The organism is Amycolatopsis eburnea (assembly GCF_003937945.1).
Classification (GTDB): Bacteria; Actinomycetota; Actinomycetes; order Mycobacteriales; family Pseudonocardiaceae; genus Amycolatopsis; species Amycolatopsis eburnea.
Genome location: NZ_RSEC01000009.1, coordinates 1 through 26,151, shown reverse-complemented (window position 1 = coordinate 26,151; position 26,151 = coordinate 1). Strand labels below are relative to the sequence as shown.

At 71.7% G+C, this 26,151-nt stretch carries 20 protein-coding genes; 11 read left to right on the top strand and 9 right to left on the bottom strand.

Annotation, left to right across the window (positions count from 1 at the left end):
• The first annotated feature begins 53 nt into the window (after nt 1–53).
• Nucleotides 54–1,742 carry a bifunctional 3'-5' exonuclease/DNA polymerase gene (locus EIY87_RS02550; protein WP_125306037.1) on the top strand — a complete coding sequence of 563 codons (1,689 nt, stop codon included), beginning with the start codon at nt 54–56 and terminating at the stop codon, nt 1,740–1,742.
• Nucleotides 1,743–2,109: 367 nt separating this feature from the next.
• Here EIY87_RS02550 and hrpA read toward each other — a convergent pair whose 3' ends face one another.
• The 3 genes from hrpA to EIY87_RS02535 form a co-directional block, all read right to left on the bottom strand.
• Nucleotides 2,110–5,994: an ATP-dependent RNA helicase HrpA gene (gene hrpA, locus EIY87_RS02545; protein WP_125306036.1), complete on the bottom strand. Its 3,885-nt coding sequence runs from the start codon at nt 5,992–5,994 to the stop codon at nt 2,110–2,112.
• A gap of 103 nt (nt 5,995–6,097) precedes the next feature.
• Nucleotides 6,098–6,355 (bottom strand): hypothetical protein, encoded by a 258-nt coding sequence (locus EIY87_RS02540; protein WP_125306035.1) that lies wholly within the window; start codon nt 6,353–6,355, stop codon nt 6,098–6,100.
• Nucleotides 6,356–6,473: 118 nt separating this feature from the next.
• Nucleotides 6,474–7,637: a lactate 2-monooxygenase gene (locus tag EIY87_RS02535; RefSeq protein ID WP_125306034.1), complete on the bottom strand. Its 1,164-nt coding sequence runs from the start codon at nt 7,635–7,637 to the stop codon at nt 6,474–6,476.
• 110 nt (nt 7,638–7,747) lie between these two features.
• Here EIY87_RS02535 and EIY87_RS02530 point away from each other — a divergent pair, with 110 nt between their 5' ends.
• The 3 genes from EIY87_RS02530 to EIY87_RS02520 all read left to right on the top strand — a co-directional run bounded on the left by EIY87_RS02530 (nt 7,748) and on the right by EIY87_RS02520 (nt 12,112).
• Nucleotides 7,748–8,908, top strand: coding sequence for a saccharopine dehydrogenase family protein (locus EIY87_RS02530; RefSeq protein ID WP_125306033.1), 1,161 nt, complete (start codon nt 7,748–7,750; stop codon nt 8,906–8,908).
• 127 nt (nt 8,909–9,035) lie between these two features.
• The gene (locus EIY87_RS02525) at nt 9,036–11,120 is read left to right on the top strand and encodes a M4 family metallopeptidase (protein ID WP_125306032.1); all 2,085 of its coding nucleotides are present in this window, start codon (nt 9,036–9,038) and stop codon (nt 11,118–11,120) included.
• 77 nt (nt 11,121–11,197) lie between these two features.
• Nucleotides 11,198–12,112 carry a hypothetical protein gene (locus EIY87_RS02520; RefSeq protein WP_125306031.1) on the top strand — a complete coding sequence of 305 codons (915 nt, stop codon included), beginning with the start codon at nt 11,198–11,200 and terminating at the stop codon, nt 12,110–12,112.
• A gap of 71 nt (nt 12,113–12,183) precedes the next feature.
• Here EIY87_RS02520 and EIY87_RS02515 read toward each other — a convergent pair whose 3' ends face one another.
• Nucleotides 12,184–13,029: an SDR family oxidoreductase gene (locus tag EIY87_RS02515; RefSeq protein ID WP_125306030.1), complete on the bottom strand. Its 846-nt coding sequence runs from the start codon at nt 13,027–13,029 to the stop codon at nt 12,184–12,186.
• Nucleotides 13,016–14,488 (bottom strand): flavin-containing monooxygenase, encoded by a 1,473-nt coding sequence (locus EIY87_RS02510; protein WP_125306029.1) that lies wholly within the window; start codon nt 14,486–14,488, stop codon nt 13,016–13,018. The genes EIY87_RS02515 and EIY87_RS02510 overlap by 14 nt, the downstream gene beginning before the upstream one ends.
• 66 nt (nt 14,489–14,554) lie before the next feature.
• On the opposite strand from EIY87_RS02510, the gene EIY87_RS02505 reads away from it, so the two are divergent.
• From EIY87_RS02505 to EIY87_RS02495, 3 genes are all read left to right on the top strand, one after another.
• Complete coding sequence (locus tag EIY87_RS02505) at nt 14,555–15,145, top strand: TetR/AcrR family transcriptional regulator (protein WP_125306028.1); 591 nt, start codon at nt 14,555–14,557, stop codon at nt 15,143–15,145.
• 395 nt (nt 15,146–15,540) lie between these two features.
• Nucleotides 15,541–16,380 (top strand): chitosanase, encoded by an 840-nt coding sequence (locus EIY87_RS02500; RefSeq protein ID WP_125306027.1) that lies wholly within the window; start codon nt 15,541–15,543, stop codon nt 16,378–16,380.
• A gap of 39 nt (nt 16,381–16,419) precedes the next feature.
• Nucleotides 16,420–17,055, top strand: a complete 636-nt coding sequence (locus EIY87_RS02495; RefSeq protein ID WP_125306026.1) for a L,D-transpeptidase family protein — start codon at nt 16,420–16,422, stop codon at nt 17,053–17,055.
• Here the strand turns inward: EIY87_RS02495 and EIY87_RS02490 are convergent.
• From EIY87_RS02490 to EIY87_RS02480, 3 genes are read right to left on the bottom strand one after another with little or no spacing between them, the layout of a single operon-like run.
• Nucleotides 17,045–18,031: a PHP domain-containing protein gene (locus tag EIY87_RS02490; protein WP_125306025.1), complete on the bottom strand. Its 987-nt coding sequence runs from the start codon at nt 18,029–18,031 to the stop codon at nt 17,045–17,047. The two genes, EIY87_RS02495 and EIY87_RS02490, sit on opposite strands and share 11 nt — an antisense overlap.
• 9 nt (nt 18,032–18,040) lie before the next feature.
• The gene (locus EIY87_RS02485) at nt 18,041–18,544 is read right to left on the bottom strand and encodes a metallophosphoesterase family protein (RefSeq protein ID WP_125306024.1); all 504 of its coding nucleotides are present in this window, start codon (nt 18,542–18,544) and stop codon (nt 18,041–18,043) included.
• Entirely contained in the window at nt 18,541–19,194 is a 654-nt protein-coding gene (locus EIY87_RS02480) for a GntR family transcriptional regulator (RefSeq protein ID WP_125306023.1), read from the bottom strand. Before EIY87_RS02480 ends, EIY87_RS02485 begins: the two co-directional genes overlap by 4 nt.
• A gap of 77 nt (nt 19,195–19,271) precedes the next feature.
• Here EIY87_RS02480 and araD point away from each other — a divergent pair, with 77 nt between their 5' ends.
• From araD to EIY87_RS02465, 3 genes are all read left to right on the top strand, one after another.
• A complete protein-coding gene (gene araD / locus EIY87_RS02475; RefSeq protein WP_125306022.1) occupies nt 19,272–20,984 on the top strand; it encodes an L-arabinonate dehydratase in 1,713 nt (570 codons plus the stop codon).
• Nucleotides 20,985–21,112: 128 nt separating this feature from the next.
• Entirely contained in the window at nt 21,113–22,894 is a 1,782-nt protein-coding gene (locus EIY87_RS02470; protein ID WP_125306021.1) for a VanW family protein, read from the top strand.
• 51 nt (nt 22,895–22,945) lie between these two features.
• Nucleotides 22,946–24,136, top strand: coding sequence for an MFS transporter (locus EIY87_RS02465; RefSeq protein ID WP_125306020.1), 1,191 nt, complete (start codon nt 22,946–22,948; stop codon nt 24,134–24,136).
• 138 nt (nt 24,137–24,274) lie between these two features.
• On the opposite strand, the gene EIY87_RS02460 is transcribed toward EIY87_RS02465, so the two are convergent.
• Nucleotides 24,275–24,520 (bottom strand): hypothetical protein, encoded by a 246-nt coding sequence (locus tag EIY87_RS02460; RefSeq protein ID WP_125306019.1) that lies wholly within the window; start codon nt 24,518–24,520, stop codon nt 24,275–24,277.
• A 209-nt stretch (nt 24,521–24,729) separates the two neighbouring features.
• Between EIY87_RS02460 and EIY87_RS02455 the strand changes: the two genes are divergently transcribed.
• Entirely contained in the window at nt 24,730–26,004 is a 1,275-nt protein-coding gene (locus tag EIY87_RS02455; RefSeq protein WP_125306018.1) for a GGDEF domain-containing protein, read from the top strand.
• Nucleotides 26,005–26,151: the final 147 nt, after the last annotated feature.

Here is a 26,151-nt window from a genome sequence, read left to right as displayed (position 1 = left end):
GCACCACTCGCGAGCGCGCGGAAACTGTCGGTGGTGGTCGGCACAATGTCTTCGTGCAGGTGATCGCGGGACGTGAGGAGGACGGGACCTTCACCGTGCACACGCCGTCGTCGACGCTGACGGGGCTGGACGAGGCGGGTTTCGCGAGGTCGGCGCGGGAGCTGGAGGCGTCGCTGGAGCCCCGGTGGGTGTTCCCGTCGGCGGAGTCGACGTACCCGGTGCTCGTCGCGGCCGGCGTGCGGGTGCGCCGCTGCTACGACGTCGCGCTGGCGGAGGGGCTGCTGCTGGCGTACGAGGGCGCGGAAGAGCAGTCGCGAAGCCTGCGCGCGGCCTGGGCCAGGGCGAACGGCGAGGAACCGCCCCCGGATTCGGCGGCCGTCGAGTCGGCCCAGCCGACGCTGTTCGAGACCAGGGTGCCGACGCTGCCCGAGGGCGTGACGGTCGTCACGGCGGTCCGGCGCGTGCTGGCCGAGCAGGAGCGGCGGGTGGCCGCGACCGAGCACCCCGACCGGATGCGGCTGCTGCTGGCGGCCGAGTCGGCGAGCGCACTGGCCGCGGTGGAGATGTCGGCCGACGGGCTGCCCTGGCGGGCCGACCTGCACGAGGCGCTGCTGGTCTCCCGGCTCGGGCCGCGGGTGCGCCCCGGCGAGCGGCCGAAGGCATTGGTGGAGCTGGCGGCGAAGATCAGCGAGGCGTTCGGCGGCCGGCCGGTGAACCCGGACTCGCCGCCGAGCGTGGTCCGCGCGCTGGCGCGGGCCGGGATCGAGGTGCCGGCGGCGCGGAAGTACCTGCTGAAGGGGATCGACCACCCGGCGGTCGGGCCGCTGCTGGAGTACAAGGAGCTCTCGCGGCTGTTCACGGCGAACGGGTGGGCGTGGCTCGAGGAGTGGGTCACCGACGGGCGGTTCCGCCCGCACTACGTCGTGGGCGGGGTGGTGTCCGGGCGCTGGGCCAGCCGGGGCGGCGGAGCACTGCAGATCCCGAAAGTGCTGCGCACGTGCGTCCGGGCGGACCCGGGCTGGAAGCTGGTGGTGGCCGACGCGGCCCAGCTGGAGCCCCGGGTGCTCACGGCGTTGTCGGGCGACCGGCGCCTGGCCGACGTCGCGGCGGCGACGGACCTGTACGCGCGCCTCGGCGAGGCGCTGTTCTCGGGCGCCCGCTGGGTCCCGGCCACCGGCGACGACCGGGACGACCGGGCCCGCGCGAAGATCGCGATGCTGTCGGCGATGTACGGCGGCACGTCCGGCGAGGCGGGTCCGCTGCTCGGCCTGCTGCGCCAGCGGTTCCCGGCCGCGGTGTCCTATGTGGAGCGAGCCGCCCAGGCGGGCGAACGCGGCGAGCGCGTCCGCTCCCGCCTGGGCCGCACGTCCCCGGCCCCGTCCGCGGCGTGGCGCGCGCTGACCGGCGGCCTGGCTTCGGACGAGGCAGCGGAGCTGAAGGCCCGCCGCGCCTCCCGCGGCTGGGGCCGCTTCACGCGCAACTTCGTGGTCCAGGCCAGCGCGGCCGACATGACGGCGGTCATGCTGGCGACGCTGCGGCAACGCCTCCCCGCCCCCGCGCACCTGGTGTTCTTCCAGCACGACGAGGTCATCGTCCACACCCCGGCGGAGCTGGCGGAGGAGGTGACAACGGCGATCACCGACAGCGTGGCGGAAGCCGCGCGCATGCTGTTCGGCCCGGCCTGCCCGGTGCGGTTCCCGCTGCACATCGCCCCGGTGGACACGTACGCCGACGCGAAGTGACGGCACATGTTCGCCGAAACGAACCGCGGCTGCCGGAATCATCCGCGCGGGACTGTCGGCCTTGCTCTCCAACGAATAGTTCGAACAACACGAGGCGGACGCGTCGGCAGAAGGAAGCTGATTCGGCAGTGGTGGCCGGAGCCGCCGTCGTGCTGATCTCGTGGCTGGTGCCCGACATCGACCGTCGCGTCGTGGCCGTGGCATCAGCGGCGGAAACGAGACCTCGTCCGCACACGCGCCTATTGGTCCGGCCCAGCCCGAGGACAGTACAGCAGACCGCGAGGAGCAGTGGCCCTTTACCTGGCCGCAGCGGCAATGGCTTCGGCTTTCATCGCACTGGCATTCGCCGTCATCACCTGAGTGCAGCTCACGCGAGAGCGTCGTCGATCGCCTTCGTGATCCGCTTCAGCGACACCGGGTGCGCGGTCCCCAGCGTCTGCGCGAAGAACGAAACCCGCAGCTCCTCGATCATCCACCGCACCTCGCGCAACGCCGGCGACGACGTCCCTGGCGGCAGCGAAGCCAGCGCGTCGGCGTACTCGGCCTGGATCCACGCGACGTCGGCCGTCCGCTGCAGGTCGCGTGTCGGCTCCGTGGGCAGCTTCTCCAGCCGGCGCGAAATGCCCTGCAGGTACCGGACCACGTTCCGCAGCCGGGCCGCGCCCGTCTCCGTCACGAAGCCGGGGTAGACCAGCGCGGCGAGCTGCGCGCGGATGTCGGCGAGCGACTCCGCGGGGCCGCGCGTGGCCGGGAGCAGGACCTCGACGTCGTTCGCCGCGCGCAGGATCTTCTCGACGTCCGTCAGCACCCCGAGGACCTCCGGGTGCAGGCCCGCGCGGACCTTCTCCAGCAGCACCTTGAACCCGGTCTCGTCCCAGGCCGGGCCGCCGCCTGCCGCCATCAGGGCGTCCACCGCGCAGTCGACGCAGTCCTCGAGCAACGCCGCGACGCTGCCGTGCGGGTTGCGGTTCAGCACCAGCTTCGAGGAGTTGGACAGCGACCTCGTGATGAACTTCATCGGCGAGTTCAGGTTCAGCCGCAGCATCCGCCGCGTGCCCGCCCACATCGCGTGGGTCTGCTGGCCCGGCGTGTCCAGCATGCGCACCGCCACCGACGTGCCCTCGTCGACCAGCGCCGGGTACGCCTTGACGTCGTGGCCGCGCTGCGTCGACTCGAACACCTTCGGCAGCGACCCGAACGACGGCTTCGTCAGCCCGGCCTTCTCCAGGGTGTTGGCCGCTTGGGAGATCGTCGCGCGGACCTTCGGCGCCAGCCGCCGCTGCAGCTCCTCGACGTCCTTGCCTTCGGCCACCTTCTTGCCGCGCTCGTCGACCACCCGGAACGTCATCTTCAGGTGTTCGGGCACCGACGAAAGGTCCCAGTCCGCGTAGGGCACCGTGATGCCGCGCAGCGCCCGGAGTTCGCGCCCGAGCACCTCCAGCAGCGGACCGTCCGAAGGGGACACTCGCGAAAGGACGTCGCGGGCGGTGTCGGGCGCCGGGACGAAGTTGCGCCGCAACGCCTTCGGCAGCGACTTGATCAACTGGGTGACCAGCTCCGCGCGCAGACCCGTTACCTGCCAGTCGAAGCCGTCCGGCGTCACCTGGTTGAGCACCGGCAGCGGGACGTGCACGGTGACGCCGTCGGCGTCCGCGCCCGGCTCGAACTGGTAGGTCAGCTTGAAGACCTGCGTGCCGTGGGTCCACGAGTCGGGGTAGTCCGACTCCCGCACGCCGCCCGCGGTTTCGTTGATGAGCATGGACTTCTCGAACGACAGCAGGTCCGGCTGCTCGTGCCGGGCCTTCTTCCACCAGCTGTCGAAGTGCCGCACCGAAACGACGTCGTCCGGGACGCGGGCGTCGTAGAACTCGTACAGCGTCTGGTCGTCGACGAGGATGTCGCGCCGCCGCGCGCGGTTTTCGAGGTCCTCGACCTCTTCCAGCAGCGCCCGGTTCTCGGCGAAGAAGTGGTGCCGCGTCTGCCAGTCGCCCTCGACCAGCGCGTGCCGGATGAACATCGCCCGCGACACTTCCGGGTCGATCCGGCCGTAGTTGACGCGCCGGTCGGCGATCAGCGGGACGCCGTACAGCGTCACCTTCTCCGTCGCCATCACCGCGCCCTGCTTGCGTTCCCAGTGCGGCTCGGAGTAGGTCCGCTTGACGACGTGCTGGGCCAGCGGCTCGACCCACTCGGGTTCGATGCGCGCGTTGACCCGCGCCCACAGCCTCGACGTCTCGACCAGCTCGGCCGACATCACCCAGCGCGGCTGCTTCTTGAACAGCGCCGAGCCGGGGAACACGCCGAAGCGGGCGCCGCGCGCGCCCAGGTAGTCGCCCTTCGCGGGGTCCTTCAGCCCGATGTGCGAAAGCAGCCCGGCGATCAGCGACGTGTGCACGCGCTGCGGGTCCACCGGCGCCGTGTTCGTGTTCAGCGAGATGCCGAGCGGCTTGGCCAGCTGGCGGAGCTGGCTGAAGATGTCCTGCCACTCGCGCAACCGCAGGTAGTTCAGGTACTCGGTGCGGCACATCCGGCGGAACTGGTTGCCGGACAACGCCTTCTGCTGCTCGGCGACGTACTCCCAGAGGTTGAGGTAGGCGAGGAAGTCCGACGTCGGGTCGGCGAAGCGCGCGTGCTGGGCGTCGGCCGCCTGCTGCTTCTCCGCCGGCCGCTCGCGCGGGTCCTGGATGGACAGTGCGGCGGCGATGATCATGACCTCGCGGACGCACCCGTTCTTCGCCGCTTCCAGGACCATCCGGCCCATCCGCGGGTCGACCGGCAGCTGCGCGAGCTTGCGGCCGATGTCGGTCAGGCTGCGGTCGGCGCCGGCGGAGGAGAACGCGCCGAGCTCCATCAGCAGGCCGATGCCGTCGGTGACCTGGCGGCGGTCCGGCGGCTCGACGAACGGGAACGCGGCGATGTCGCCGAGGCCCAGCGACGTCATCTGCAGGATGACCGACGCCAGGTTGGTCCGCAGGATCTCGGGGTCGGTGAACTCGGGACGGCTCTCGAAGTCCTCTTCGGAGTAGAGCCGGATGCAGATGCCGTCCGAGGTCCGGCCGCAGCGGCCCTTGCGCTGGTTCGCCGACGCCTGCGACACCGGCTCGATCGGCAGCCGCTGCACCTTGGTCCGGTGGCTGTAGCGGGAGATCCGCGCGGTGCCGGGGTCCACGACGTACTTGATGCCCGGCACGGTCAGCGACGTCTCGGCGACGTTGGTCGCGAGCACCACCCGGCGTCCGGTGTGGGACTGGAAGATGCGCTGCTGCTCGGCGGCCGAGAGCCGCGCGTACAGCGGCAGGACCTCGGTGTTGCGCAGGTTCGCGCGGTTCAGGACGTCCGCGGTGTCGCGGATCTCGCGCTCGCCGGAGAGGAACACGAGGATGTCGCCGGGACCCTCGGCGCACAGCTCCTCGACGGCGTCGAGGATGCCCTGGGTCTGGTCGCGCTCGTCGTCGCCTTCGGGGTCGTCGGGATCGACCAGCGGCCGGTAGCGCACCTCGACCGGGTACGTCCGGCCGGAGACCTCGACGATCGGCGCGTCGTCGAAGTGCTTCGAGAAGCGCTCCGGGTCGATGGTGGCCGAGGTGATGATCACCTTGAGGTCGGGGCGGCGCGGCAGCAGCTGCTTGAGGTAGCCGAGGATGAAGTCGATGTTGAGGCTGCGCTCGTGGGCCTCGTCGATGATGAGCGTGTCGTACTGGCGCAGCGACCGGTCGGTCTGGATCTCGGCGAGCAGGATGCCGTCGGTCATCAGCTTGACCAGCGTGTCCTGCCCGGACTGGTCGGTGAACCGGACCTTGTAGCCGACGGCGTCGCCGAGCTCGGTCTTCAGCTCGCTCGCGATCCGGTCGGCGACCGTGCGCGCGGCCAGCCGGCGGGGCTGGGTGTGCCCGATCTGGCCCCGGATGCCGCGGCCCAGTTCGAGGCAGATCTTCGGCAGCTGGGTGGTCTTGCCCGAGCCGGTCTCCCCCGCGACGATCACCACCTGGTGCTTGCCGATGGCGGCGGCGATCTCGTCCTTGAGCTTGCTGACCGGCAGCTCTTCGGGGTACTCGATCTTCGGGACGCTCTCGCGCCGCGACTGCACGCGCAGCTCGGCCTTTTCGACGTCGGCGGCGATCCGCGCGAGGGCGGCGTCGCGGTCACGGGCTTTGCGGGCGCCGTCGAGCCGGCGGCGCAGACGGTGTTCGTCGCGCGGCATCAGCTCGGGCAGGCGCGCCCGCAGCGCTGCGAAGGGGGATGGCGTGGACATGCTCGGTCCGAGGATAGCCGTGCGTGACGAACCCGGCCTCCCAATATCCCGCTCGCGTGACCGGCCCCACCCCGAGCGCCCCGAAGGGCGCCCGGGTCAGGCGTCAGCCGGGCCGGCCGGGCTGCTGCGGGTACTGCTGCTGCGGCGCGGCGGGCTGCGGCGGCGTGGCCTTGGCGCGGCCGGCCAGCGCCGAGACGCCGCACAGCGCGAGGCCGACGACGCCGAGGGCGATGCCGAACCACGGCTGCATGTCCGACGCCCAGGCGATCAGCCGGAACTCGTAGTCGAACTGCTCGAGGATCAGCGAGCCGAAGCCCAGGACGGCGAAGACGACACCGATGCGCATGGCGATTCCGGCCATGGAAAACCCCCAACGGGAAAAGGGAAACGGGAGCCGGCCGCCCCCGACGGCCCGCGATTGGGATCCGAACGGTAGCGACCGGGACCGCGCTTGTCCCGTGGTTTCCCGATTCGTTACCTCAGCTCCGCCGGAGCGAGTCCGGACCCAGGTCCGCGAGGCTGCGGTGACCGGACAACCCCATGGTCAGGTCGAAGTCCGCCAGCAGGCTCCGCAGCACGTGCCGGACGCCGTCCTCGCCCGCGTGCGCCAGGCCGTAGACCCACGGGCGGCCGACCAGCACCGCCCGCGCGCCCAGCGCCAGTGCCTTGAGGACGTCCGCGCCGGTGCGGATGCCCGAGTCGAAGAGCACCTCCAGCCGGTCGCCGACCGCCGCGACGATGCCGGGCAGCGCCTCCAGCGCGCCGACCGCGCCGTCGACCTGGCGGCCGCCGTGGTTCGACACGACGATGCCGTCCACCCCGGCCTCGGCCGCGCGGCGCGCGTCGGCGACGTGCTGGATGCCCTTGAGGACGATCGGGCCGTCCCAGTGCTCGCGCAGGAACGGCAGCTGGTCCCACGTCCGGTCGGTGCCGGTCAGCATGCCGATCCAGCGCAGGATCGCCATGCTCGGCTCCTCTTCCGGGGTCTTCTCCAGCAGGCCGCGGAACACCGGGTCGGTGAACGGGACGGCGCACCCCTCGCCCTTGAGGAACGGCAGGTACGCCTGGTCCAGATCGGACGGCCGCCAGGCGAGCGTCCACGTGTCGAGCGTGACGACCAGCGCCGTGTAGCCCGCGCTCTTCGCCCGGGACAACAGGCTCGCGCACACGTCCGCGTCGCCGGGCCAGTACAGCTGGAACCAGCGCGGGCCGTCGCCGTTGGCCGCGGCGACGGCTTCGATGCCGGTCGAGGACGCCGTGGACAGGATGAACGGCAGCCCGACCGACGCGGCGGCGCGGGCGGTCGCGGACTCGGCGTCCGGGTGCACGATCGACTGGACGCCGACCGGCGCGACGGCCACCGGGGCGGGCAGCCGGGTGCCGAGCACCGTCGTGGCCAGGTCGCGGTCGGTGGCGCCGGTCAGCATCCGCGGCACGATCCGCCAGCGGTCGAACGCCTCGCGGTTGGCGCGCGCGGTCGCGCCGGAGCCGGCCGCGCCGGCGACGTAGGAGAACGGACCGGGCGCCATGAGTTCGCGGGCCGACGCCTCGAGCTTCGTCGGGTCGGTCGAGCACGGCGGCAGCTGACCACCGAGTCCTTGCAGGTAGATCTCGTTCTGGTAGCTGCCGAAGCGTTCGGTCACGGGTTGCCTCCTCGCGTTCGAGGGGACTGTACTCGCCGGTACCTTCACCCGGCGCCCCGAAGTGACCGGCGGGTAACCTGGGCGGGCCCGACGTCGGAGGAGGAGAAGCGATGCGCGCGCACGACGTGGTCCTGTTCGGTGCCACCGGGTTCACCGGCGGGCTGACCGCCGAGTACCTGGCCCGCCATGCGCCCGCCGGCCTGCGCTGGGCACTGGCCGGGCGCAACCGCGGCAAGCTCGAAGCCGTCCGGGCGCGCCTGGCGGGGATCGACGACCGGTTCGCCACTCTCGACCTGCTGATCGCCGACTCCGCGGACCCCGCGTCGCTGAAGGCCGTAGCTGAATCAGCGAAAGTGGTCATCACGACCGTCGGGCCGTACCTGACGCACGGGGAACCGCTGGTGGCGGCGTGCGCCGAGGCCGGCACGGACTACGTCGACCTGACCGGCGAACCCGAGTTCGTCGACCGGATGTACCTCGCGCACGACCGGCGTGCCCGCGAGACCGGGGCCCGGCTGGTGCACGCGTGCGGGTTCGACTCGATCCCGCACGACCTCGGCGTCCGCTACACCGTGCGGCAGCTGCCCGAGGGCGTGCCGCTGAAGGTCGACGGCTACGTGCGGGCCGGCGCGGTGCCGTCCGGCGGCACGTTCCTCAGCGCGCTGACCATCATGTCCCGGCTGCCGGCCGGCGCGCGGGTCGCGAAGGAGCGGGCGGCGGCCGAACCGCGGCCCGCCGGCCGGTTCGCGCGGGCCCCGCTCGGGCGCCCGCACCGGGTCACCGGGGCCGGCTGGTGGGCGGTGCCGCTGCCGACCATCGACCCCGAGGTCGTCCGCCGCTCGGCGGCCGCGTCCGAGCGCTACGGGCCGGACTTCACCTACCGGCACTTCGCCGCGGTCAAGCACCTGCCGGTCCTGGCAGGCGGCGTGGCCGGCGCGGGTGCTCTGCTGGCCGCGGCGCAGGTGCCGCCGGCGCGGCGGGCGCTGTCGCGGCTGCTCGCCCCCGGCGACGGGCCGAGCCCCGAACGCCGCGCGCGGTCGTGGTTCTCCGTGCGGTTCGTCGGCGAAGGCGGCGGCCAGCGGGTCGTCACCGAGGTGTCCGGCGGCGACCCCGGCTACGACGAAACGGCGAAGATGCTCGCGGAATCGGCGTTGTGCCTGGCGACCGACGCGCTCCCGGAAACGGCGGGCCAGGTGACCACGGCGACCGCGATGGGCGACGCGCTCATCGACCGTCTCGTCAAGGCGGGCCTTCGCTTCGAGACGCTCTGAGGTTTTCACGCTTTCACAGCACCGGGCGTGAAAATCCGGTGCTGTGATGAATCTTCTGACGCCCCCGCTCCGCGATTAGCGTCGATCGGGTTCTCCCCTCCCCTTCGCGTTTTTCCCAAGGAGCGTCATGAGATTGCCGCAACGCTTCGCCGCGCTCGGCGGCGCCACGGCGGCGGGCATGGTGGTGGTCGGCATCGCCGTCGCCGCGCCCGCCCAGCCCACGCCCGAACCGCCGCCCTCCGCCGCGCAGGCGCAGGCCAACGCCACCGGCGCCGCCGCGAGCCTGGTCGCGGCCCGCCCCGCCGCGTTGTTCGCCGGCGCGCACGACGAGTTCGTCCAGCGGGACGTGCGGTCCGCCGGCGGGCTGTCGTACGTCGTCTACGACCGCACCTACGACGGCCTGCCCGTGGTCGGCGGCGACCTGGTCATCGCCACCGACGCGGCCGGGACGGTGAAGACCACGTCCGTCGCGCAGCAGCAACCCCTCGGCGACCTCGACGTCCACGGCGCCAAGCTGTCCGCGCGGCAGGCCGAGGCCGTGGCGCGCAAGCAGGTCCGCGGGCCGAAGAGCCTGCCCGGCGGGAAGCTCGTCGTCGTCGCCGACGGCGCCGGGCGGCTCGCCTACGAAAGCAACGTCGAAGGCACCGACGAGCACGGCGAGCCGAGCAGCCTGAGCGTCTACGTCGACGCCGTGGACGGCCGCGTCCTGCGGACCGTGCAGCACGTCGCCGCGGGCACCGGCACCGGCAAGTGGAACGGCCCGTCGCCGCTGGCTCTGAACACGACGCAGTCGGGCAGCACTTACTCGATGGCCGACCCGAACACGGCCAACCTGGACTGCCGCAACTACAACACCGACGCCGTCCTGACCGGGCCCGACGACAGCTGGGGCAACGGCTCCGGCACGAACATCGAAACCGGCTGCGCGGACGCGCTGTTCGTCGCGCAGACCGAGAAGAAAATGCTTTCGGAATGGGTGGGCCGCAACGGCTTCACCGGCAACGGCGGCGCGTGGAAGATCCGCGTCGGCCTCGACGACGAAAACGCGTACTACTACAACTCGCGCCCGGCCTACGTGAACCTCGGGCACAACCCGAGCGGCGAATGGGTCGGCTCGCTCGACATCCTGGGCCACGAAATGGGCCACGGCATCGACGACTACTCCGGTTCCGGCGGCTTCTCCGGCGGCGGCACGCAGGAGTTCATCGCCGACACCTTCGGCACCGCGACGGAGTTCTACGCGAACGAGCCGTCGCAGTACGACCCGCCGGACTACGCGATCGGCGAAGAGGTCAACCTGGTCGGGACCGGCGCGATCCGCTACATGTACGACCCGTCCAAGGTGGGCGACCCGAACTGCTACTCCAGCTCGACGCCGAACGCGGAGGTGCACAAGGCGGCCGGGCCCGGCGACCACTGGTTCTACCTGCTCGCCGAGGGCAGCAACCCGACGAACGGGCAGCCGGCCAGCTCGACGTGCAACAACACGACGATCACCGGCCTGGGCATCCGCAAGGCGATCAACATCATGCACGGCGCCGTCCAGCTGAAGACGTCCGGCAGCAGCTACCTGCGCTACCGCACGTGGACGCTGCAGGCCGCGAAGAACCTGTACCCGGGCAGCTGCACCGAGTTCAACACCGTGAAGGCGGCGTGGAACGCGGTGAGCGTGCCGGCGCAGGCGGGCGACCCGACGTGCACGGACACCCCGCCGACCACCACCACGCCCCCGACGACCACGACGACGCCTCCCCCGGGCGGGTGCAGCGGGCAGCAGGTGCAGAACCCGGGCTTCGAGTCCGGCAAGGCGTCGTGGAGCGACCCGAACACCACGATCGGCCAGTGGGGCAGCCAGGCGCCGGCGCGCTCGGGCAGCTACGACTCGTGGCTGGGCGGCTGGGGTTCGGCGCACACCGACACGGTTTCGCAGTCGGTGACGATCCCCGCGAACTGCCGCGCGAGCCTGACGTTCTGGCTGCGCGTGTGGACCGGTGAGACCGAGAACGTCGCCTACGACAAGCTCGTCGTGTCCCTCGGCTCGACGACGCTGGCGACGTACTCGAACCTCGACCGGAACTCGGCGTACGTCCAGAAGACGATCGACGTGTCGTCGTTCGCCGGGCAGACGGTGACGCTGAAGTTCGCCGGGACCGAGGACCAGTCGCTGCAGACGTCGTTCGCCGTCGACGACACCGCGCTCACGGTCAGTTGATCCCCCGGCGAGGCCTGTCACCTACTTTGGTGGCAGGCCTCGTTGCGCGCTGTTCCGCGAGAATTCATGCTTACCCGATGGGAACGCTGCCGTCCGAGGTCGCCACCGCGGTCCGGGAAGGACCGTTCGCCGTGGCGTTCGACGCGGCGATCCGGCACCGCGGCCTGAGCCTGGAGGCCCTGCAGCGCCGGATGGCGACGCACGGCGCCCAGGTCAGCCTGGCGACGCTGAGCTACTGGCGCCGCGGCCGCCGCCACCCGGAGGGGCACCGCTCGCTGCACGCGGTCGGCGTCGCGGAAGGCTGCCTCGGCCTGCCCGCGGACGCGTTGACGACGTTGGTCGCACGCCCCCGCTCACCGTGGCCCGGCGGCGTCAGCCTGGCCAGCGCACTGGGGTCCGAGCCGACGGAGCTGGCCTCGTGCGACGGCATCGACCTCGACGGCAACGCCCGCCTGGCACTGGCCTCGGTCCACCAGCGCGCGACGCTCGGCCCGGACCGCACCGAGCGCTCGGTCCGCTCGGAGCTGGTGGTGACCAGCCGCGAGGACGGCGTCGACCGCTGGGTCTCGTTCTTCCGCCCCCAGACGGGCGGCGGCCACCGGCCGGAGCTGCGCGCGACGAACTGCTGCCGCCCCGGCCGCGTCCGCCGCGACCCGGCGTCCGAGCTGGTGGCCGTGGAGCTGCGCTTCGACTACCCGCTGCGCGCGGGCGAGACGTACGTGTTCGACTTCGAGTTCGGGTACGAAGGGGCGCCGCCGGAGACGAGCTATCTGCAGTTCGGCGTCCGGGCGCCGGCGCGGCAAATCGTGCTGCAGGCGGCGTTCGACCCGGCGGCGGTGCCGGTGCGGTGCTACCGCTACCACCACCCGCGTGAGGGTTCCCCCGGCGGGGAGCGGTCGCGGGAGCTGCCGGTGGGGCCGAGCTTGACCAGCCACATCGCGGTGCTGGACGCCGAGCCGGGGGTGTACGGGATGGTGTGGGAGTGGGACTGAGCCCAGGCCGCCGGTTGGTGTGTGGTCAGGTCGTCGTGAGTGTTTAGGGCGGTTAGAACCGCCCTAAACACTCACGACCCCGCTCGCGACCGCACCTGCGCCGCGACCCGGCCCACGTAGGCCGACCTGCCCGCCGGGTCCAGTTCCGTCAGCGCCCGGTCGTCGCCGATCACACCGCGGGCCCACGTCATCACCCGCTCCGGGGTGAGCGCGGCCAGCAGGTCCCAGCCCGCCAGCCACCTCGGCACCGCCGTCTCCGCGCGGCGGGTCCGCAGCGTGCCCGCGATCGCCTTCGCCACGTCCTCCGGGTCCACTGTGGGCAGTGCGCCGCCGAGCCGCACGCCCGAGGACAGCTCGGTCCGCACCGCGCCGGGCAGGACCGCGCTGACGCTCACCCCCGTCGCCGCGTACTCGCGGCGGACCGCCGCCGTCAGGCCGACCGCCGCGAACTTGCTCGCGTTGTACACCGCCATGCCCGGCAGCGGGATCTTGCCCGCCATCGACGCCACGTTCACCACGTGCCCCCGCCCGCGCGCGATCATCCCCGGCAGCACCGAGCGCAGGCCGTGGACCAGCCCCTGCACGTTGACGTCCAAAGTGGTCCGGCCAACCGCGTCCGGTTCCTCCAGGAAGTCCCCGAGCGGCATCACGCCGGCGTTGTTGACCAGCACGTCGATCCGCCCGAACCGCGCGGTCACCCCGGCGGCGAACGCGTCGAAGGACGCGCGCACGGTGACGTCCAGCGGGAAGCCGTGCGCGTCGGGGATCGGCACGGTGTCCAGGTCGCCGACGCACACCGTGGCCCCGCGCGCGGCGAACTCCGCCGCCGTCGCGCGGCCGATTCCCCTTGCCCCGCCGGTGATCGCGACGACCGCGCCGCGCGGGTCGATCGCCGGGTAGCCGTTACCGAACCGCATGGGCCCTCCGGATTTCGTAGTCCGCTTCGTCGAACGAACCCACCTGCGAGCGCAGCCGTCCGGTCGAGAACGGCCAGCTGAAGCTGTTGCGCCCGTTGACGTCCGTGTAGTAGCTCGAACACCCGCCGGACTGGTAGACCGTCCCCGGCAGCGCCGCCTGGACGTCCGCGTTGAACGCCTGCTGTACGTCCGGGCGCACCGACACCGACGCCCACCCCGAGCGCAGCGTCCGGGTCACCGCGGCCACCGTGTGCCGCAGCTGGGCTTCCATGATCATGAACGCCGACGAGTGCCCGGTGCCGAGGCTCGGGCCCAGCAGCAGGTAGAGGTTGGGGAAGCCGGCGACGGTCGTCCCGAGGTACGCCGTCGGGCTGCCCTTCCAGTGGTCGTCGAGGCTGCGGCCGTCGCCGTCGAACACGCGCGCCGACACCGGCATGTCGAGGATGTGGAAGCCGGTGCCGAAGATGATCGCGTCGACCTCGGCGGACGAGCCGTCCGCACCGAGCACGCGACCGTCCCGCACGGCCGAAACGCCCGTCGGGTGCACGTCCACATGGGACGCGGTGAGCGAGCGGTAGTACGTGTTGGACATCAGGAGCCGCTTGCAGCCCAGCGTGTAGTCCGGCGTCAACGCCTTGCGCAGCACCGGATCCCGCACGGTCAGCCGCAGGTGCGCGAGCCCGATCTTCTGCACCTGCCGCAGCAGCCACGGGTGCCGGAAGCCGAACCCGAGCGCCTCCATCGCGCCGTATTCGGCACCGCGCAACGCCCGCTGCAGCGCCGGGAACCGCCGCAGCAGGAACCGTTCGACGCCGGGGACGTGGTGGTCCGGCTTCGGCAGCACCCACTGCGCGGTGCGCTGGAACAGGTGCAGTTCCGCCACGCGCGGCACGATCTCGGGCACGAACTGCACGGCGGACGCGCCGGTGCCGATCACCGCGACGCGCTTGCCCGCCAGGTCGTAGCCGTAGTTCCAGCGCGCGGAGTGGAAGACCTCGCCCGGGAAATCGGCGAGGCCGGGCAGATCCGGGATCTTGGGTTCGTGCCACGGCCCGGTGCCGGCGACCAGGATCCGCGCGGTGTACGGCCCGGCCGTGGTCTCCAGCTCCCACAACGATTCCCGCGGGTTCCACTGCGAGCGCGTGACCTCGACGCCGTACCGGATCTTCCCCGTGACGCCGAACCGCTCGGCCGTCTCGCGCAGGTACGCGCGGATCTCCGGCTGCCCGGCGAACGCGCGCGTCCACTCCGGGTTCGGCGCGAAGGAGTACGAGTACAGCGCGGACGGGACGTCGCACGCGCAGCCGGGGTAGGTGTTGTCACGCCAGGTGCCGCCGAGCGCGTCCGCCTTCTCCAGCACGGCGAGGTCGGTGACCCCGGCCTGGCCGAGGCGGATGGCGGCACCCAGCCCCGAGGCCCCGGCTCCGACGACGAGGACTTCGAAGTGGCGTTGGTCCATTTTCGGAGACTAGCAGTATCTCGATACTAGCGGTACCCCGATTCCGGACGTGGCTAGAGTGCACCCATGGCCCGACTCACCCGCGCGGAAAGCCAGGCGCGCACCCGGCAGCAGCTCATCGACACCGCCAAGCAGCTCTTCCTGCGCGACGGCTACTCGGTGACGTCGCTGGAGAAGGTCGCGGACGAGGCCGGCTACTCGAAGGGCGCGGTGTACTCGAACTTCCGCAGCAAGGACGAGCTCTGCCTCGCAGTGCTCGACCTGATCCACGACGAACAGGTCGCGCTGGTCGCCGAAGCGCTGTCCGGCGCGGACGGGATGGACGGGCTGCTCACGGCGTTCCAGGCGTGGGCCGAGCGCAGCATCGGCGACGAGGCGTGGACCGCGCTGGAGGTCGAGTTCGCCACCAACGCCCGCCGCGATCCGCATGTGCGCGCCGAGCTGGCCGCGCGCGACAAGGCGATCCGCGAGACCATCGCCGGCCTGCTCACGGGGTACGCCGAGCGCTTCGGTATCACGCTCCCGATGTCGGCCGACGACGCCGCGACGGCGCTGCTCAGCCTGGGCATCGGGCTGGGCGTGCAGCGGGCGATCGACCCGACGATCCCGGTGAGCGTGCTCCCGGACGTGATCCGCCTCTTCGCCGGGGCCCGCTGACCCCTCGCGCGCCCAGCTCGGCTGTCAGGGCTCCGGCAGCGCCGCGCCGGGTGGGTCCGCGGTGTCACCAGGCGACAGGGCCCCGGCAAAGTCGGGCAGCGTGGCCGATCCGCCCATCCGAGATGTCATGAAAGGGTCGTTCATCTCGCCAGACGACATGAACGACCCTTTCATGGCATCCCCGCGACGCCGGACAGACCACGCGGCCGGTCACCCGCTCGCCGTCCTTTCCGGACCGGACCCGGTGGTCTGGACCGTTCACGAACATGAACGAATTCCGCCTCTTGTGAACCCCGCTGACTCTTCGCTACCGTGTCGCTACGCCGCAGCTCCACCCGCATCACCCGTACCCGCCGTGATCCCCCACGGCGCACCCGCGGAAAGGGTCTCCTCCCATGAGCAAGAAGTTGCGGCCGGTTCTCGTCGGCGCGCTCGGCGCGGCCTCCGTCGCCGCCCTCGTGATCACCACTCCCGCGATCGCCGCGAACGAAGCACCCGGCACGGTCAGCGCGAGCGTCCGGGCCGTCGGCGACCTCTCGGCGCCGGCCAAGAAGGAGATCGCGATGAAGCTGGTCTCCAGCGCGGAAAACTCGTCGCTGGACTGGAAAGCGCAGTACAAGTACATCGAGGACATCGGCGACGGCCGTGGGTACACCGCCGGCATCATCGGGTTCTGCTCCGGCACCGGCGACATGCTCGAACTCGTCGAGGCCTACACGAATTCCGTGCCCGACAACCCCCTCGCCAAGTTCCTTCCCGCGCTGCGCAAGGTGAACGGCACCGACTCCCACTCCGGCCTCGGCTCGGCCTTCGTGAGCGCGTGGAAGCAGGCCGCCGCCACCAGCGCGTTCCAGACCGCGCAGAACAACGAACGCGACCGCGTCTACTTCAACCCCGCGGTGAACCAGGGCAAGTCGGACGGCCTCAGCAACCTCGGCCAGTTCGCCTACTACGACGCGATCGTCATGCACGGCCCCGGCGACAGCTCCGACAGCTTCGGCGGCATCCGCAAGGCCGCGATGAAGAAGGCGAAGACCCCGGCCCAGGGCGGCGACGAGGCGACGTACCTCAAGGCGTTCTTCGCCGCCCGCAAGGTGATCATGAAGCAGGAAGAGGCGCACGCCGACACCTCCCGCGTGGACACCGAGCAGCTGGTGTTCCTCAACGCGGGCAACTTCGACCTGCACACGCCGCTGAAGTGGAAGGTCTACGGCGACTCCTACACCATCAACTGAGCCCGGCGCGGCCCGCGTGGCACCGCTAGGCTCTCCGGCATGCGCAGGAGATCCCTCGGTGTCACGCTGGCCGCGGCCGCGCTGCTGACCAGCGGCGCCGCCTCACCGGAGCAGCCCGAGCCGGAGCAGCGCATCACCGTCCAGGCCGATTCGGCGGGCGCGACCACCGCCGTCCTCACCGCTTGGCAGCGCACCAAAGGCGAGTGGACGAAGGCGTACGGCCCGGTTTCCGCGCACATCGGGAAGAACGGCGTCGGGCAGGCGAGCGAGTCGACGTCCCGCACCCCGGCCGGCGTCTGGCCGCTCACCGAAGCGTTCGGCACCGAACCGGCCGAAACCCGGCTGCCCTACCGCGAAGTCACCACCTCGGACTGGTGGGTCTCCGACGTCGGGTCCCCGCACTACAACACGCACTACGCGTGCGCACCCGGCACGTGCCCGTTCGACGAGGCCGCCGGGGAGAACCTCGGCAAGGCGGGTCCGGTCTACGCCAACGCCGTCGTCATCGACTACAACCGCTCGCCGGTCGTGCCGGGCGCGGGCTCGGCGTTCTTCCTGCACGTCACCGACGGGAAGCCGACCGCGGGCTGCGTCGCGGTCGACGGCGCGGACCTGACGGCGCTGCTGCGCTGGCTCGACCCGGCGCGGCACCCGGTCATCGAGATCAGCGGCTGACCAGCTCGTCGGCCGTGCGGGTGTTGAGGATCCGCTCGGGGCCGATGCCCGCCTTGATCGCCCGCTCGCAGCCGTAGCCCAGCCAGTCGAGCTGCCCCGGCGCGTGCGCGTCGCTGTCGATGGTGAAGTCGCAGCCGATCTCCGCCGCCAGCCGCAGCAAGCGCATCGGCGGGTCGAGCCGCTCCGGCCGAGAGTTGATCTCGACCGCGACGCCGTTCTCGCGGCACGCGGTGAACACGGCTTCGGCGTCGAACTCCGACTCGGGGCGCCCGCGGCCGACGACCAGCCGCCCGGTGCAGTGCCCGAGCACCCTCGTACGCGGGTTGCGGACTGCCGCGACCATCCGCCGGGTCATGTCCCTGGCGGGCATCTTCAGCTTCGAGTGCACGCTCGCGACGACGAAGTCCAGCTGCCCCAGCAGTTCATCCTCCTGGTCGAGCGAGCCGTCGTCGAGGATGTCGACCTCGATGCCGTGCAGCAGCCGGAAGGGCGCCATCAGCTCGTTGGCCTTCGCGACGATCTGCATCTGCGTCCGCAGCCGGTCCGGCGAGAGCCCGTTCGCGACGGTCAGCCGCGGCGAGTGGTCGGTCAGCACCATCCACTCGTGCCCGAGGTCGCGCCCGGCGACGGCCATCTCGCCGATCGAGCTGCCGCCGTCCGACCAGTCCGAATGGGTGTGGCAGTCCCCGCGCAGCGCCGAGCGCAGCGGCTCGCCGTCCGGCAGCTTCTTCTCCACGAGCTTGGCGCGGTACGCCGGATCGCGCCCGGCCAGCACGTCCTCGATGACGCCGGCGGTCGCCTTCCCGATACCGGGCAGCGAGGTCAGCGTGCCGTTCTCCGCCATCGAAGCCAGCTGCGAGGCGTCGGTCTTGTCGACGGTCGCGGCCGCGTTCCGGAACGCCCGGACGCGGTAGGTCGGTTCCCCCGCGCGTTCGAGCTGGAACGCGATCTCCCGCAACGCCCATGCCGGATCCATGGGACCTGTCTACCCCCTCCGGGGCAGGTGGTGCAGCTCGACGTCCACCAGCGCGCCGTCCTCGACGCGCGCGGTCTGGTACGTGCAGGTCGGCTGGCGGCGCCGGTCGGTCGGCGAACCGGGGTTGAGCAGCCGCAGGCCGGACGGCGCCACCGTGTCCCACGGGATGTGGCTGTGGCCGAAGACGAGCACGTCGGTGTCCGGGAACAGCGCGTCGCACCGCTGCTCACGGCCCTGCTTCGCGCCGGTCTCGTGGATCACGGCCAGCCGCACGCCGCCGAGGTCCGCCCGCGCGATCTCGGGCAGCCGCGCCCGCAGGTCCGCGCCGTCGTTGTTGCCGTACACGCCGATCAGCCGCTTGCTGCGCGCTTCCAGCTCGTCGAGCAGGGCGACCTCGACCCAGTCGCCCGCGTGCACGACGACGTCCGCGGCCGCGACCTCGTCCCACACCTGCGCCGGCAGCTCGCGGGCGCGGGCCGGCAGGTGGGTGTCGGAGATCAGCAGGAGCCTCATCCGATGGCCTTGAGCACCCGTTCCAGGAACCCGCCGATGTGGTCGCGCAGCAGCGCCGCGGCGCCGTCGGCGTCGCCCTTCTTGGCCGCCGCGAGCACCGCCTTGTGCTCGTTCCACTCCTTCTTCCAGCTGGGGTTGGCCTCCCAGCCGACGACGCTGATCAGCGCCGCGCGGTCCTTCAGGTCGTCGAGGATGCTGACCATGAGCGGGTTGCCGCAGCCGCGGTAGAGGGCGCGGTGGAACCGGCGGTTCAGCAGGCTGAGCGCGGCCTGGTCCTTGTCCGCGATCGCCGCCGACGCCTCCTTCAGCGCCTCCGCCGCGTCTTCGAGCAGAGCGGGGTCGCGCTGCGCCACGGTCCGCCGGACGGCTTCCGGCTCGAGCACCGTCCGGACGTCGTAGACCGACTTCGCCAGCTCGGCGTCGACCGTGACCACGGACGCGCCCTTGTACGGGCTGAACGTCACGAGGCCGGAGTTCGAGAGCACCTTGAGCGCCTCGCGGACCGGCGTCTTGGACACGCCGAGGCGCGCGGCCAGCTCCGCTTCGACCAGCGGCTGGCCGGGCACCAGCTCCCGGGTGAGGATGCCGCGCCGGATCTCCTCGAGGACCACTTCGGTCCGCGAGGCCGGCAAGCTGAACGTCCCGGTCATGGCGCACTCCCTAGCTGGTGTCGGATCCCATTCAACCAGGCCCGCGAGATCATATATCAGATGCCATACTGGATCGCATGAAACGACCCGAGGAGCTCCGCAGCCACCGGTGGTTCGGCGGCGGCGAACTGCGCAACTTCAGCCACCGCGCCCGCAGCCGTCAACTGGGCTACAACCCGGAAGAGCACCTCGGCAAGCCGGTCATCGGCATCCTCAACACGTGGTCGGACATCAACCCCTGCCACATGCACCTGCGCGAACGCGCCGAGCAGGTCAAGCGCGGCGTCTGGCAGGCCGGCGGCTTCCCGCTGGAGTTCCCGGTCGCGACACTGTCGGAGACCTACCAGAAGCCGACGCCGATGCTCTACCGGAACCTCCTCGCCATGGAGACCGAGGAGATCCTCCGGTCCTACCCGATCGACGGCGCCGTCCTGATGGGCGGCTGCGACAAGACGACGCCGGCGCTGCTGATGGGCGCGGCGAGCGCCGGGCTGCCCGCGATCTTCGTGCCGGCCGGGCCGATGCTGCGCGGGCACTGGCGCGACGAAGTCCTCGGCAGCGGCACGGACATGTGGAAGTACTGGGACGACAAGCGCGCCGGGCTGATCGGCGACGCCGAAATGTCCGAATTGGAGCGAGGTCTCGCGCGCTCGCCCGGCCACTGCATGACGATGGGGACGGCCTCGACGATGACGTCGGCCGCGGAGGTGCTCGGCGTGACGCTGCCGGGCGCCGCGTCGATCCCCGCCGTCGACTCGGCGCACCACCGGATGGCCGCGGCGAGCGGCGCGCGGATCGTCGGCATGGTCTGGGAGGACCTCACGATCACGCAGGTGCTGGACAAGCGCGCGTACGCCGACGCCATCACCACCGTGCTCGCGCTCGGCGGCTCGACCAACGCCGTGATCCACCTGATCGCGATGGCCGGGCGCAGCGGGATCCCGGTCAGCCTCGCCGACTTCGACGCGATCGCGCGGCGCGTGCCGGTGCTGGCGAACATCCGGCCCGGCGGCGACTGGCTGATGGAGGACTTCTACTACGCGGGCGGCTTGCCCGGGCTGCTGTCGCGGCTGACCGGCCTGCTGCACCCCGAACGCCTCACCGTCACCGGCCGCACCCTCGGCGAGAACCTCGCCGGCGCGCAGGTGCACGACGACGACGTCATCCGGCCGCGGGACAACCCGGTCGCCGCCGAGGGCGGGGTCGCCGTGCTGCACGGCAACCTGGCGCCGTCGGGCGCGGTCATCAAGCACATCGCGGCCGAGCCGCACCTGCTCACGCACACCGGCCCGGCCGTGGTGTTCGAGGACTACGCCGACCTCAAGAAGCGGATCGACGACCCGTCCACCACCGCGGATTCCGTGCTCGTCCTGCGCGGCTCGGGTCCGCTCGGCGGCCCGGGCATGCCCGAGTACGGGATGCTGCCGATCCCCGCGCACCTGCTGGCGCAGGGCGTGCGGGACATGGTCCGGATCTCGGACGCGCGGATGAGCGGCACCAGCTACGGCGCCTGCGTGCTGCACGTGGCCCCGGAGTCGCACGTCGGCGGCCCGCTCGCGCTGGTCCGCGACGGCGACCTGATCACCTTGGACGTTCCTTCGCGGGTACTGCGCCTGGAGGTGTCCGAAGAGGAACTGGACCGGCGCCGTGCCGAGTGGACACCGCCGGCGCCGCGGTTCGAACGCGGCTACGGCGCGCTCTACAGCGAACACATCACGCAGGCGGACGAGGGCTGTGACTTCGACTTTCTGGCGCGGGCCGGGCACAATCCGGAACCGGACGCGCGTTGAGGTTGCTTCGGTTAACCGTTCCGTGACCGGTTCATCCCCCGTTAGGGCGAGTCGTACGGCTTGTCCGGCTGCCCCGTACGCTGACGTCGTCACCGGCGCAAACCGGTGCCGCGTTGAAGGGGTGAGAGTTGCCGTACGAACCGCGCTGGCCCGAGTCACACGGTGAGCAGACGGACGTCCTGCCGGTCGTCCGGCCCGAACCGGAACCCACTCCCCCGAAGCGGCGCGACCTGCGCAAAGCCGGCTGGATCGCCGGCGGGGTCTTCGGTTTCCTCGTCGTGGTCTACGGCATCGACCTGCTGGTCAGCCAGGGCAGCGTGCCACGCGGGGTGACCGTGGCCGGCGTCGACGTCGGCGGGATGGACCGCGACGCCGCCGAGCAGGAGCTGCGCGGCCGGATCGAGCCGCGGCTCACCCGTCCGCTGGCCGTGACGGCCGGCGACGTCCAGGGAACGCTGTCGCCGACCCTCGCCGGGCTGAAGCTCGACTGGCCGCAGACCCTCGACCAGGCGGGCGAGCAGCCGCTGAACCCGTTCACGCGCCTGTCGTCGCTGTTCTCCACCCGCGAGGTCGGCGTCGTCAGCCACGCCGAGGACGCCAAGCTCACCACCGCGCTGGAGCAGCTGCGCGGCCAGGTCGACCGCGACCCCGTCGAAGGCACCGTGAAGTTCGAGGGCGCGAACCCGGTCGCCGTGCCGCCGAAGCCCGGGCAGAAGCTCGACGTGCCGGCCGCGAGCGCCGCCGTCATCGAGCACTGGGCGCGTGGCGAGACCCTTGCGCTGCCGGTGACGAGCACGCCGGTCCGCACCACCCCGGAAGGCGTCCAGGCCGCGTTGGACCAGTTCGCGCGCCCCGCCGTTTCGGGTCCGCTGGTGGTCAAGGGCGAGGGCAAGAACGCCACCGTGCCGCCGGAGGCCATCGCCGCGGCGATCACGTTCGAGCCCGGCGAAGGCGGCGGGCTCAACCCGAAGATCGACAACGCCAAGATCGTCGAAGCGGCCGGGCCGCAGCTGAAGTCCACCGAGAAGGAGGGCAAGGAGGCGACCATCGTCTTCGAGGGCGGCAAGCCCACGGTCGACCCCTCCACCGACGGCCGGACGATCGACTGGGACCCGAGCCTCAAGCCGCTGCCCGACGTCCTGAAGAAGACCGACGGCCGCGAGGTGCCGGCGATCTACAAGGACGCGCCGGCGAAGGTGACGACCGAGCAGGCGAACCAGCTGGGCGTGAAGGAGGTCGTCGGCGAGTTCACCACCGGCGGCTTCGCGCCCGACTCCGGCACCAACATCCGCGTCGTCGCGCAGAAGGTGAACGGCGCCATCGTCAAGCCGGGGGAAACCTTCAGCCTCAACGGGTTCACCGGCCCGCGCGGCAAGGCGCAGGGCTACGTCGAGGCGGGCGTGATCAAGGACGGCGCCCCCGGGCGCGAGGTCGGCGGCGGCATCTCGCAGTTCGCGACCACGCTGTACAACGCGTCCTACTTCGCGGGCATGAAGGACGCGGGGCACAAGGAGCACAGCTACTACATCAGCCGCTACCCCGCCGCGCGCGAGGCGACGGTGTTCCAGAACCCCAACGGCTCCAGCGTGATCGACCTCAAGTTCACCAACGACTCGCCGACCGGCATCGCGATCCAGGCGATCTGGTCGCCGTCGTCGATCACCGTGAAGCTGTGGGGCACCAAGCGCTACACGGTCGAGTCGATCCCCGGCGGCCGTTCGAACCCGAGCGACCCGCAGGCCAAGCCGGGCCCGAAGGAGAACTGCCACGCGTCCAACGGCGCGCCCGGGTTCACCACGACCGACACCCGCGTGCTCAAGGACGCCGCCACCGGCCGCGAGGTCAGCCGGTCGACCCGGACGGTCCACTACAACCCGCAGCCGAAAATCACGTGCGGCGAGGGGCAATGACCTCCTAACGGACGTTCACGCTGAGCGTTCGCGGCGGTACCCTGGGTGTCCATGACGGCACGCGCGGTCGGCTTCCGGGACGTCCTCGGCGTGACCGAGTTCCGGGCGCTGTTCTCCGCCCAGCTGGTCTCGGTCACCGGTGACCAGCTGGCGCGCGTCGCGCTGTCGATCCTGGTCTACGACCGCACGAATTCGCCCGGCTGGGCCGCGCTGACGTACGCGCTGACGTTCCTGCCGGACCTCGTCGGCGGGCCGCTGCTGTCCGGGCTGGCCGACCGGTACCCGCCGCGGACGGTGATGGTCGCGGCGGACGTCCTGCGCGCGGTCGCGGTGGCCGTGATGGCGGTGCCCGGTCTCCCCCTGCCGTCGGTGGCGGCGCTGCTGGTCGGCGTCCAGCTGCTCAACCCGGTCTGGAACTCCGCGCGCGCGGCGCTGCTGCCGCAGGTGCTGCCCGGCGAGACCTTCGTGCCCGGTATGGGGTTGCTGATGATGCTGGTGCAGGCGGGCCAGGTCGCCGGCTTCGCGCTGGGCGGGGTGCTCGTCGCGGGCGTCGGCACCGGCGGGGCACTGCTGGCGGACGCGGCGAGCTTCGCGGTGTCGGCGCTGTTCCTGGCCACCGGCGTCCACCCGCGGCCGCCGCACGAGTCGTCCGGCGTCCGCTGGTGGCGGCACGTCCGCGCGGGCTGGACGGTCGTGACTGGCGACCGGCGGCGGCTCGCGCTGGTGGCGCTGGGTTGCGTGTCGGGCTGCTACATCGCGGGCGAGGCGATCGCCGCGCCCTACGCCGCCGAACTCGGGGACGGCGCGGCCGTCGTGGGGCTGCTGCTCGGGGCGTACGCGCTGGGGAACGTGCTCGGGATGGCGGCGCTGTCCCGGATCCCGCCTGCCCGCCGTGCCCGGCTGCTCGGGCCGCTGGCCGTGCTCGCGTGCGCGGCGCTGCTGGGCTGCGCGCTGCGGCCGGACCTGGCGGGCACGCTCACGCTGCTGACGCTGTCGGGGGTGGCCAGTTCGTACAACCTGATCGCGAACACGACGTTCGTCCAGCTGACCCCGGACGCCCAGCGCGCGCAGGCGTTCGGCTTCGCGCTGACGGCGCTGCGGGTGTCGCAGGGGCTGGGCGTGGTGCTGGCCGGGCTCGCGGCCGAGCGCGTGGCACCGCACGCGGTGGTCGCCGGCGCGGGCGCGATCGGCGTGGTGGCGGCGTTCGGGGCAGCCCGGCTGTGGCACCGGGCTCCCCGGTGACCGGCCGATGCGGCCGGTCACCGGGGTACCGGTCAGGGCCACGTCCAGTGAGGCATGTTCAGCCGTCGGCCGCCGCATGACTCCCGCACCGAACCGGCGGCGGGTGCGGCGGCCGTGGCGGCCTAACCAGAACAAGCCTCAGTCGGTCGGGCACTCCGGCAGAGCTGGCGAGACGCCGGGGCGGGTCCAATCCGTCGGGAGCTCGCGGACGGTCCAGTCGGTGGGCAGTTCGCGCGCGGTCCAGTCGGTCGGCAGCTGCCGCGGGGTCCAGTCGGTCGGGATCGCGCGGGTCCAGTCGGTGGGGAGCTGCCGCGTCCAGTCGGTCGGCCGCTGCGCGCGCCGGCGGGCCGGGACGATGTGGTTCGCGGGCAGGAAGTGCGACATGGTTTTCTCCTGTTCGTGAGGGATCTTGCACGGTGCGTGACCGGACGGTAGCCTGACCGGCCTAGTGACACACCGCGTTCATTCGATTACAGTGACGATTTCCGCGAAGAGTTCCGTCCTGGGAAGAGGGGCGTTTCGTGGGATTGTCCGGGTCCCAAGGGCGAAAGCCCAGCTCAGAACGTCCACGATCAGGTCTCCGTACGTGGGCGATGTGGAAGCTGGCCACTCCGGTGCTCGGCTACGTCCTCGTCGTCGACGCGCTGGCGCTGATCGCGGTCGCCGCCACGGCGTCGCTCGTGCCGATCACCACCCAGTCGATGCTCTGGTGTGGACTGATCCTCGCGGGTGAGGTCGTGCACCTCGAAGCGGCGCAACGCATCGAGCGCATCCGCGAGCTGGCCGCCGACGGCAGGCCGCACATGCACCTGCAGTCGATCTGGATCTTCGCCGGGCTGCTCCTGCTGCCCCCGCCGCTGGCCACACTCGTCATCGTCGTCAGTTACGCCCATTCCTGGGTGCGCGTTTACCAGCGCCGCGGCGTGATTCACCGGAAAGTGTTTTCCGGGGCCACCGTCATCCTCGCCTGTTTCGCCGCGGGCGCCGTCCTCTGGGCGGGCACCGGGCACCTCGCGCCGTACGTCCCCCATTTGGACGGCTTCGGCGGGATGACGGCGTTGCTGGCGGCCGGCCTGGTGTACTTCGGGCTCAACTACGTGCTGGTGATCCTCGCGATCCTGATGAGCAACCCGGGCAAGCCGCCGCGGCGGGCGTTCGGCAACCCGTCCGACGTGCTGATCGTGCTGGCGGCGGTCGGTGTCGGCTGCGGCATCGCGCTGGTGATGACCGTCCGGCCGTGGCTGCTGCCGGTGCTGATGGTGACGCCGGTGGCGCTGCACATCGGCCTGCTGCTGCCGCAGTTCCAGGCCGCCGCGCGCACCGACTCCAAGACCGCGCTGCTCGCCCCGGAGTTCTGGGTCCAGCTGGCCCGCAACGAACTGGCCCGCGCGGCGGAGCTGTCGTCGACGGCGGGCGTCCTGATGATCGACATCGACCACTTCAAGGCCATCGACGACGGCAACGGCCACCTGGCGGGCGACGAGGTCCTCCGCGCGGTCGCGGCGGCCATCCAGGGCGCGGTCCGCGGCGGCGACTACGTGGGCCGCTTCGGCGGCGACGAGTTCGTGGTCCTCCTCCCGGGCACGACGAGCGCGGAGATCGTGGCGATCGCCGACCGCATCCGGACGGCGATCGCCCGCATCGAGGTCGCGGTCCCGGTGATCCGCCCGGGCAAGCCCGAGGTGATCGCCGGCCTGACCGCGTCGATCGGCGCCGCGGTGTACCCGGAAACGGCCAAGGACTACACGATCCTGCTGCAGGCAGCGGACGACGCGCTCTTCGAAGCCAAGGCGGCCGGCCGCGACCGCGTCACCTTGGCCACCCCGCGCACGGAACTCACGCGCCCCGAAATCCCCGACGTCCTCTGAAGTGCCGTTAAGGCCACCTTACGGGTGTCTGACGCCCGTAAGGTGGCCTTAACGGGCTCTTTGTACCGATGTGTGGGTGGTTGAGCGTGGCGTGGGGGCGCACGCCGTTGTCCGGCTTAGTTTCTGGCTTGTCGAGAGTCAGGAACG

What these genes read in the sequence shown, in the direction of transcription:
- EIY87_RS02505 (WP_125306028.1), top strand. Translation starts at nt 14,555, where the DNA reads ATGGCCCGACTCACCCGCGCGGAAAGCCAGGCGCGCACCCGGCAGCAG.
- EIY87_RS02460 (WP_125306019.1), bottom strand. Translation starts at nt 24,520, where the DNA reads ATGTCGCACTTCCTGCCCGCGAACCACATCGTCCCGGCCCGCCGGCGC.
- EIY87_RS02530 (WP_125306033.1), top strand. Translation starts at nt 7,748, where the DNA reads ATGCGCGCGCACGACGTGGTCCTGTTCGGTGCCACCGGGTTCACCGGC.
- araD (WP_125306022.1), top strand. Translation starts at nt 19,272, where the DNA reads ATGAAACGACCCGAGGAGCTCCGCAGCCACCGGTGGTTCGGCGGCGGC.
- EIY87_RS02500 (WP_125306027.1), top strand. Translation starts at nt 15,541, where the DNA reads ATGAGCAAGAAGTTGCGGCCGGTTCTCGTCGGCGCGCTCGGCGCGGCC.
- EIY87_RS02495 (WP_125306026.1), top strand. Translation starts at nt 16,420, where the DNA reads ATGCGCAGGAGATCCCTCGGTGTCACGCTGGCCGCGGCCGCGCTGCTG.
- EIY87_RS02480 (WP_125306023.1), bottom strand. Translation starts at nt 19,194, where the DNA reads ATGACCGGGACGTTCAGCTTGCCGGCCTCGCGGACCGAAGTGGTCCTC.
- EIY87_RS02510 (WP_125306029.1), bottom strand. Translation starts at nt 14,488, where the DNA reads ATGGACCAACGCCACTTCGAAGTCCTCGTCGTCGGAGCCGGGGCCTCG.
- hrpA (WP_125306036.1), bottom strand. Translation starts at nt 5,994, where the DNA reads ATGTCCACGCCATCCCCCTTCGCAGCGCTGCGGGCGCGCCTGCCCGAG.
- EIY87_RS02485 (WP_125306024.1), bottom strand. Translation starts at nt 18,544, where the DNA reads ATGAGGCTCCTGCTGATCTCCGACACCCACCTGCCGGCCCGCGCCCGC.
- EIY87_RS02465 (WP_125306020.1), top strand. Translation starts at nt 22,946, where the DNA reads ATGACGGCACGCGCGGTCGGCTTCCGGGACGTCCTCGGCGTGACCGAG.
- EIY87_RS02520 (WP_125306031.1), top strand. Translation starts at nt 11,198, where the DNA reads ATGGGAACGCTGCCGTCCGAGGTCGCCACCGCGGTCCGGGAAGGACCG.
- EIY87_RS02455 (WP_125306018.1), top strand. Translation starts at nt 24,730, where the DNA reads ATGTGGAAGCTGGCCACTCCGGTGCTCGGCTACGTCCTCGTCGTCGAC.
- EIY87_RS02515 (WP_125306030.1), bottom strand. Translation starts at nt 13,029, where the DNA reads ATGCGGTTCGGTAACGGCTACCCGGCGATCGACCCGCGCGGCGCGGTC.
- EIY87_RS02525 (WP_125306032.1), top strand. Translation starts at nt 9,036, where the DNA reads ATGAGATTGCCGCAACGCTTCGCCGCGCTCGGCGGCGCCACGGCGGCG.
- EIY87_RS02540 (WP_125306035.1), bottom strand. Translation starts at nt 6,355, where the DNA reads ATGGCCGGAATCGCCATGCGCATCGGTGTCGTCTTCGCCGTCCTGGGC.
- EIY87_RS02490 (WP_125306025.1), bottom strand. Translation starts at nt 18,031, where the DNA reads ATGGATCCGGCATGGGCGTTGCGGGAGATCGCGTTCCAGCTCGAACGC.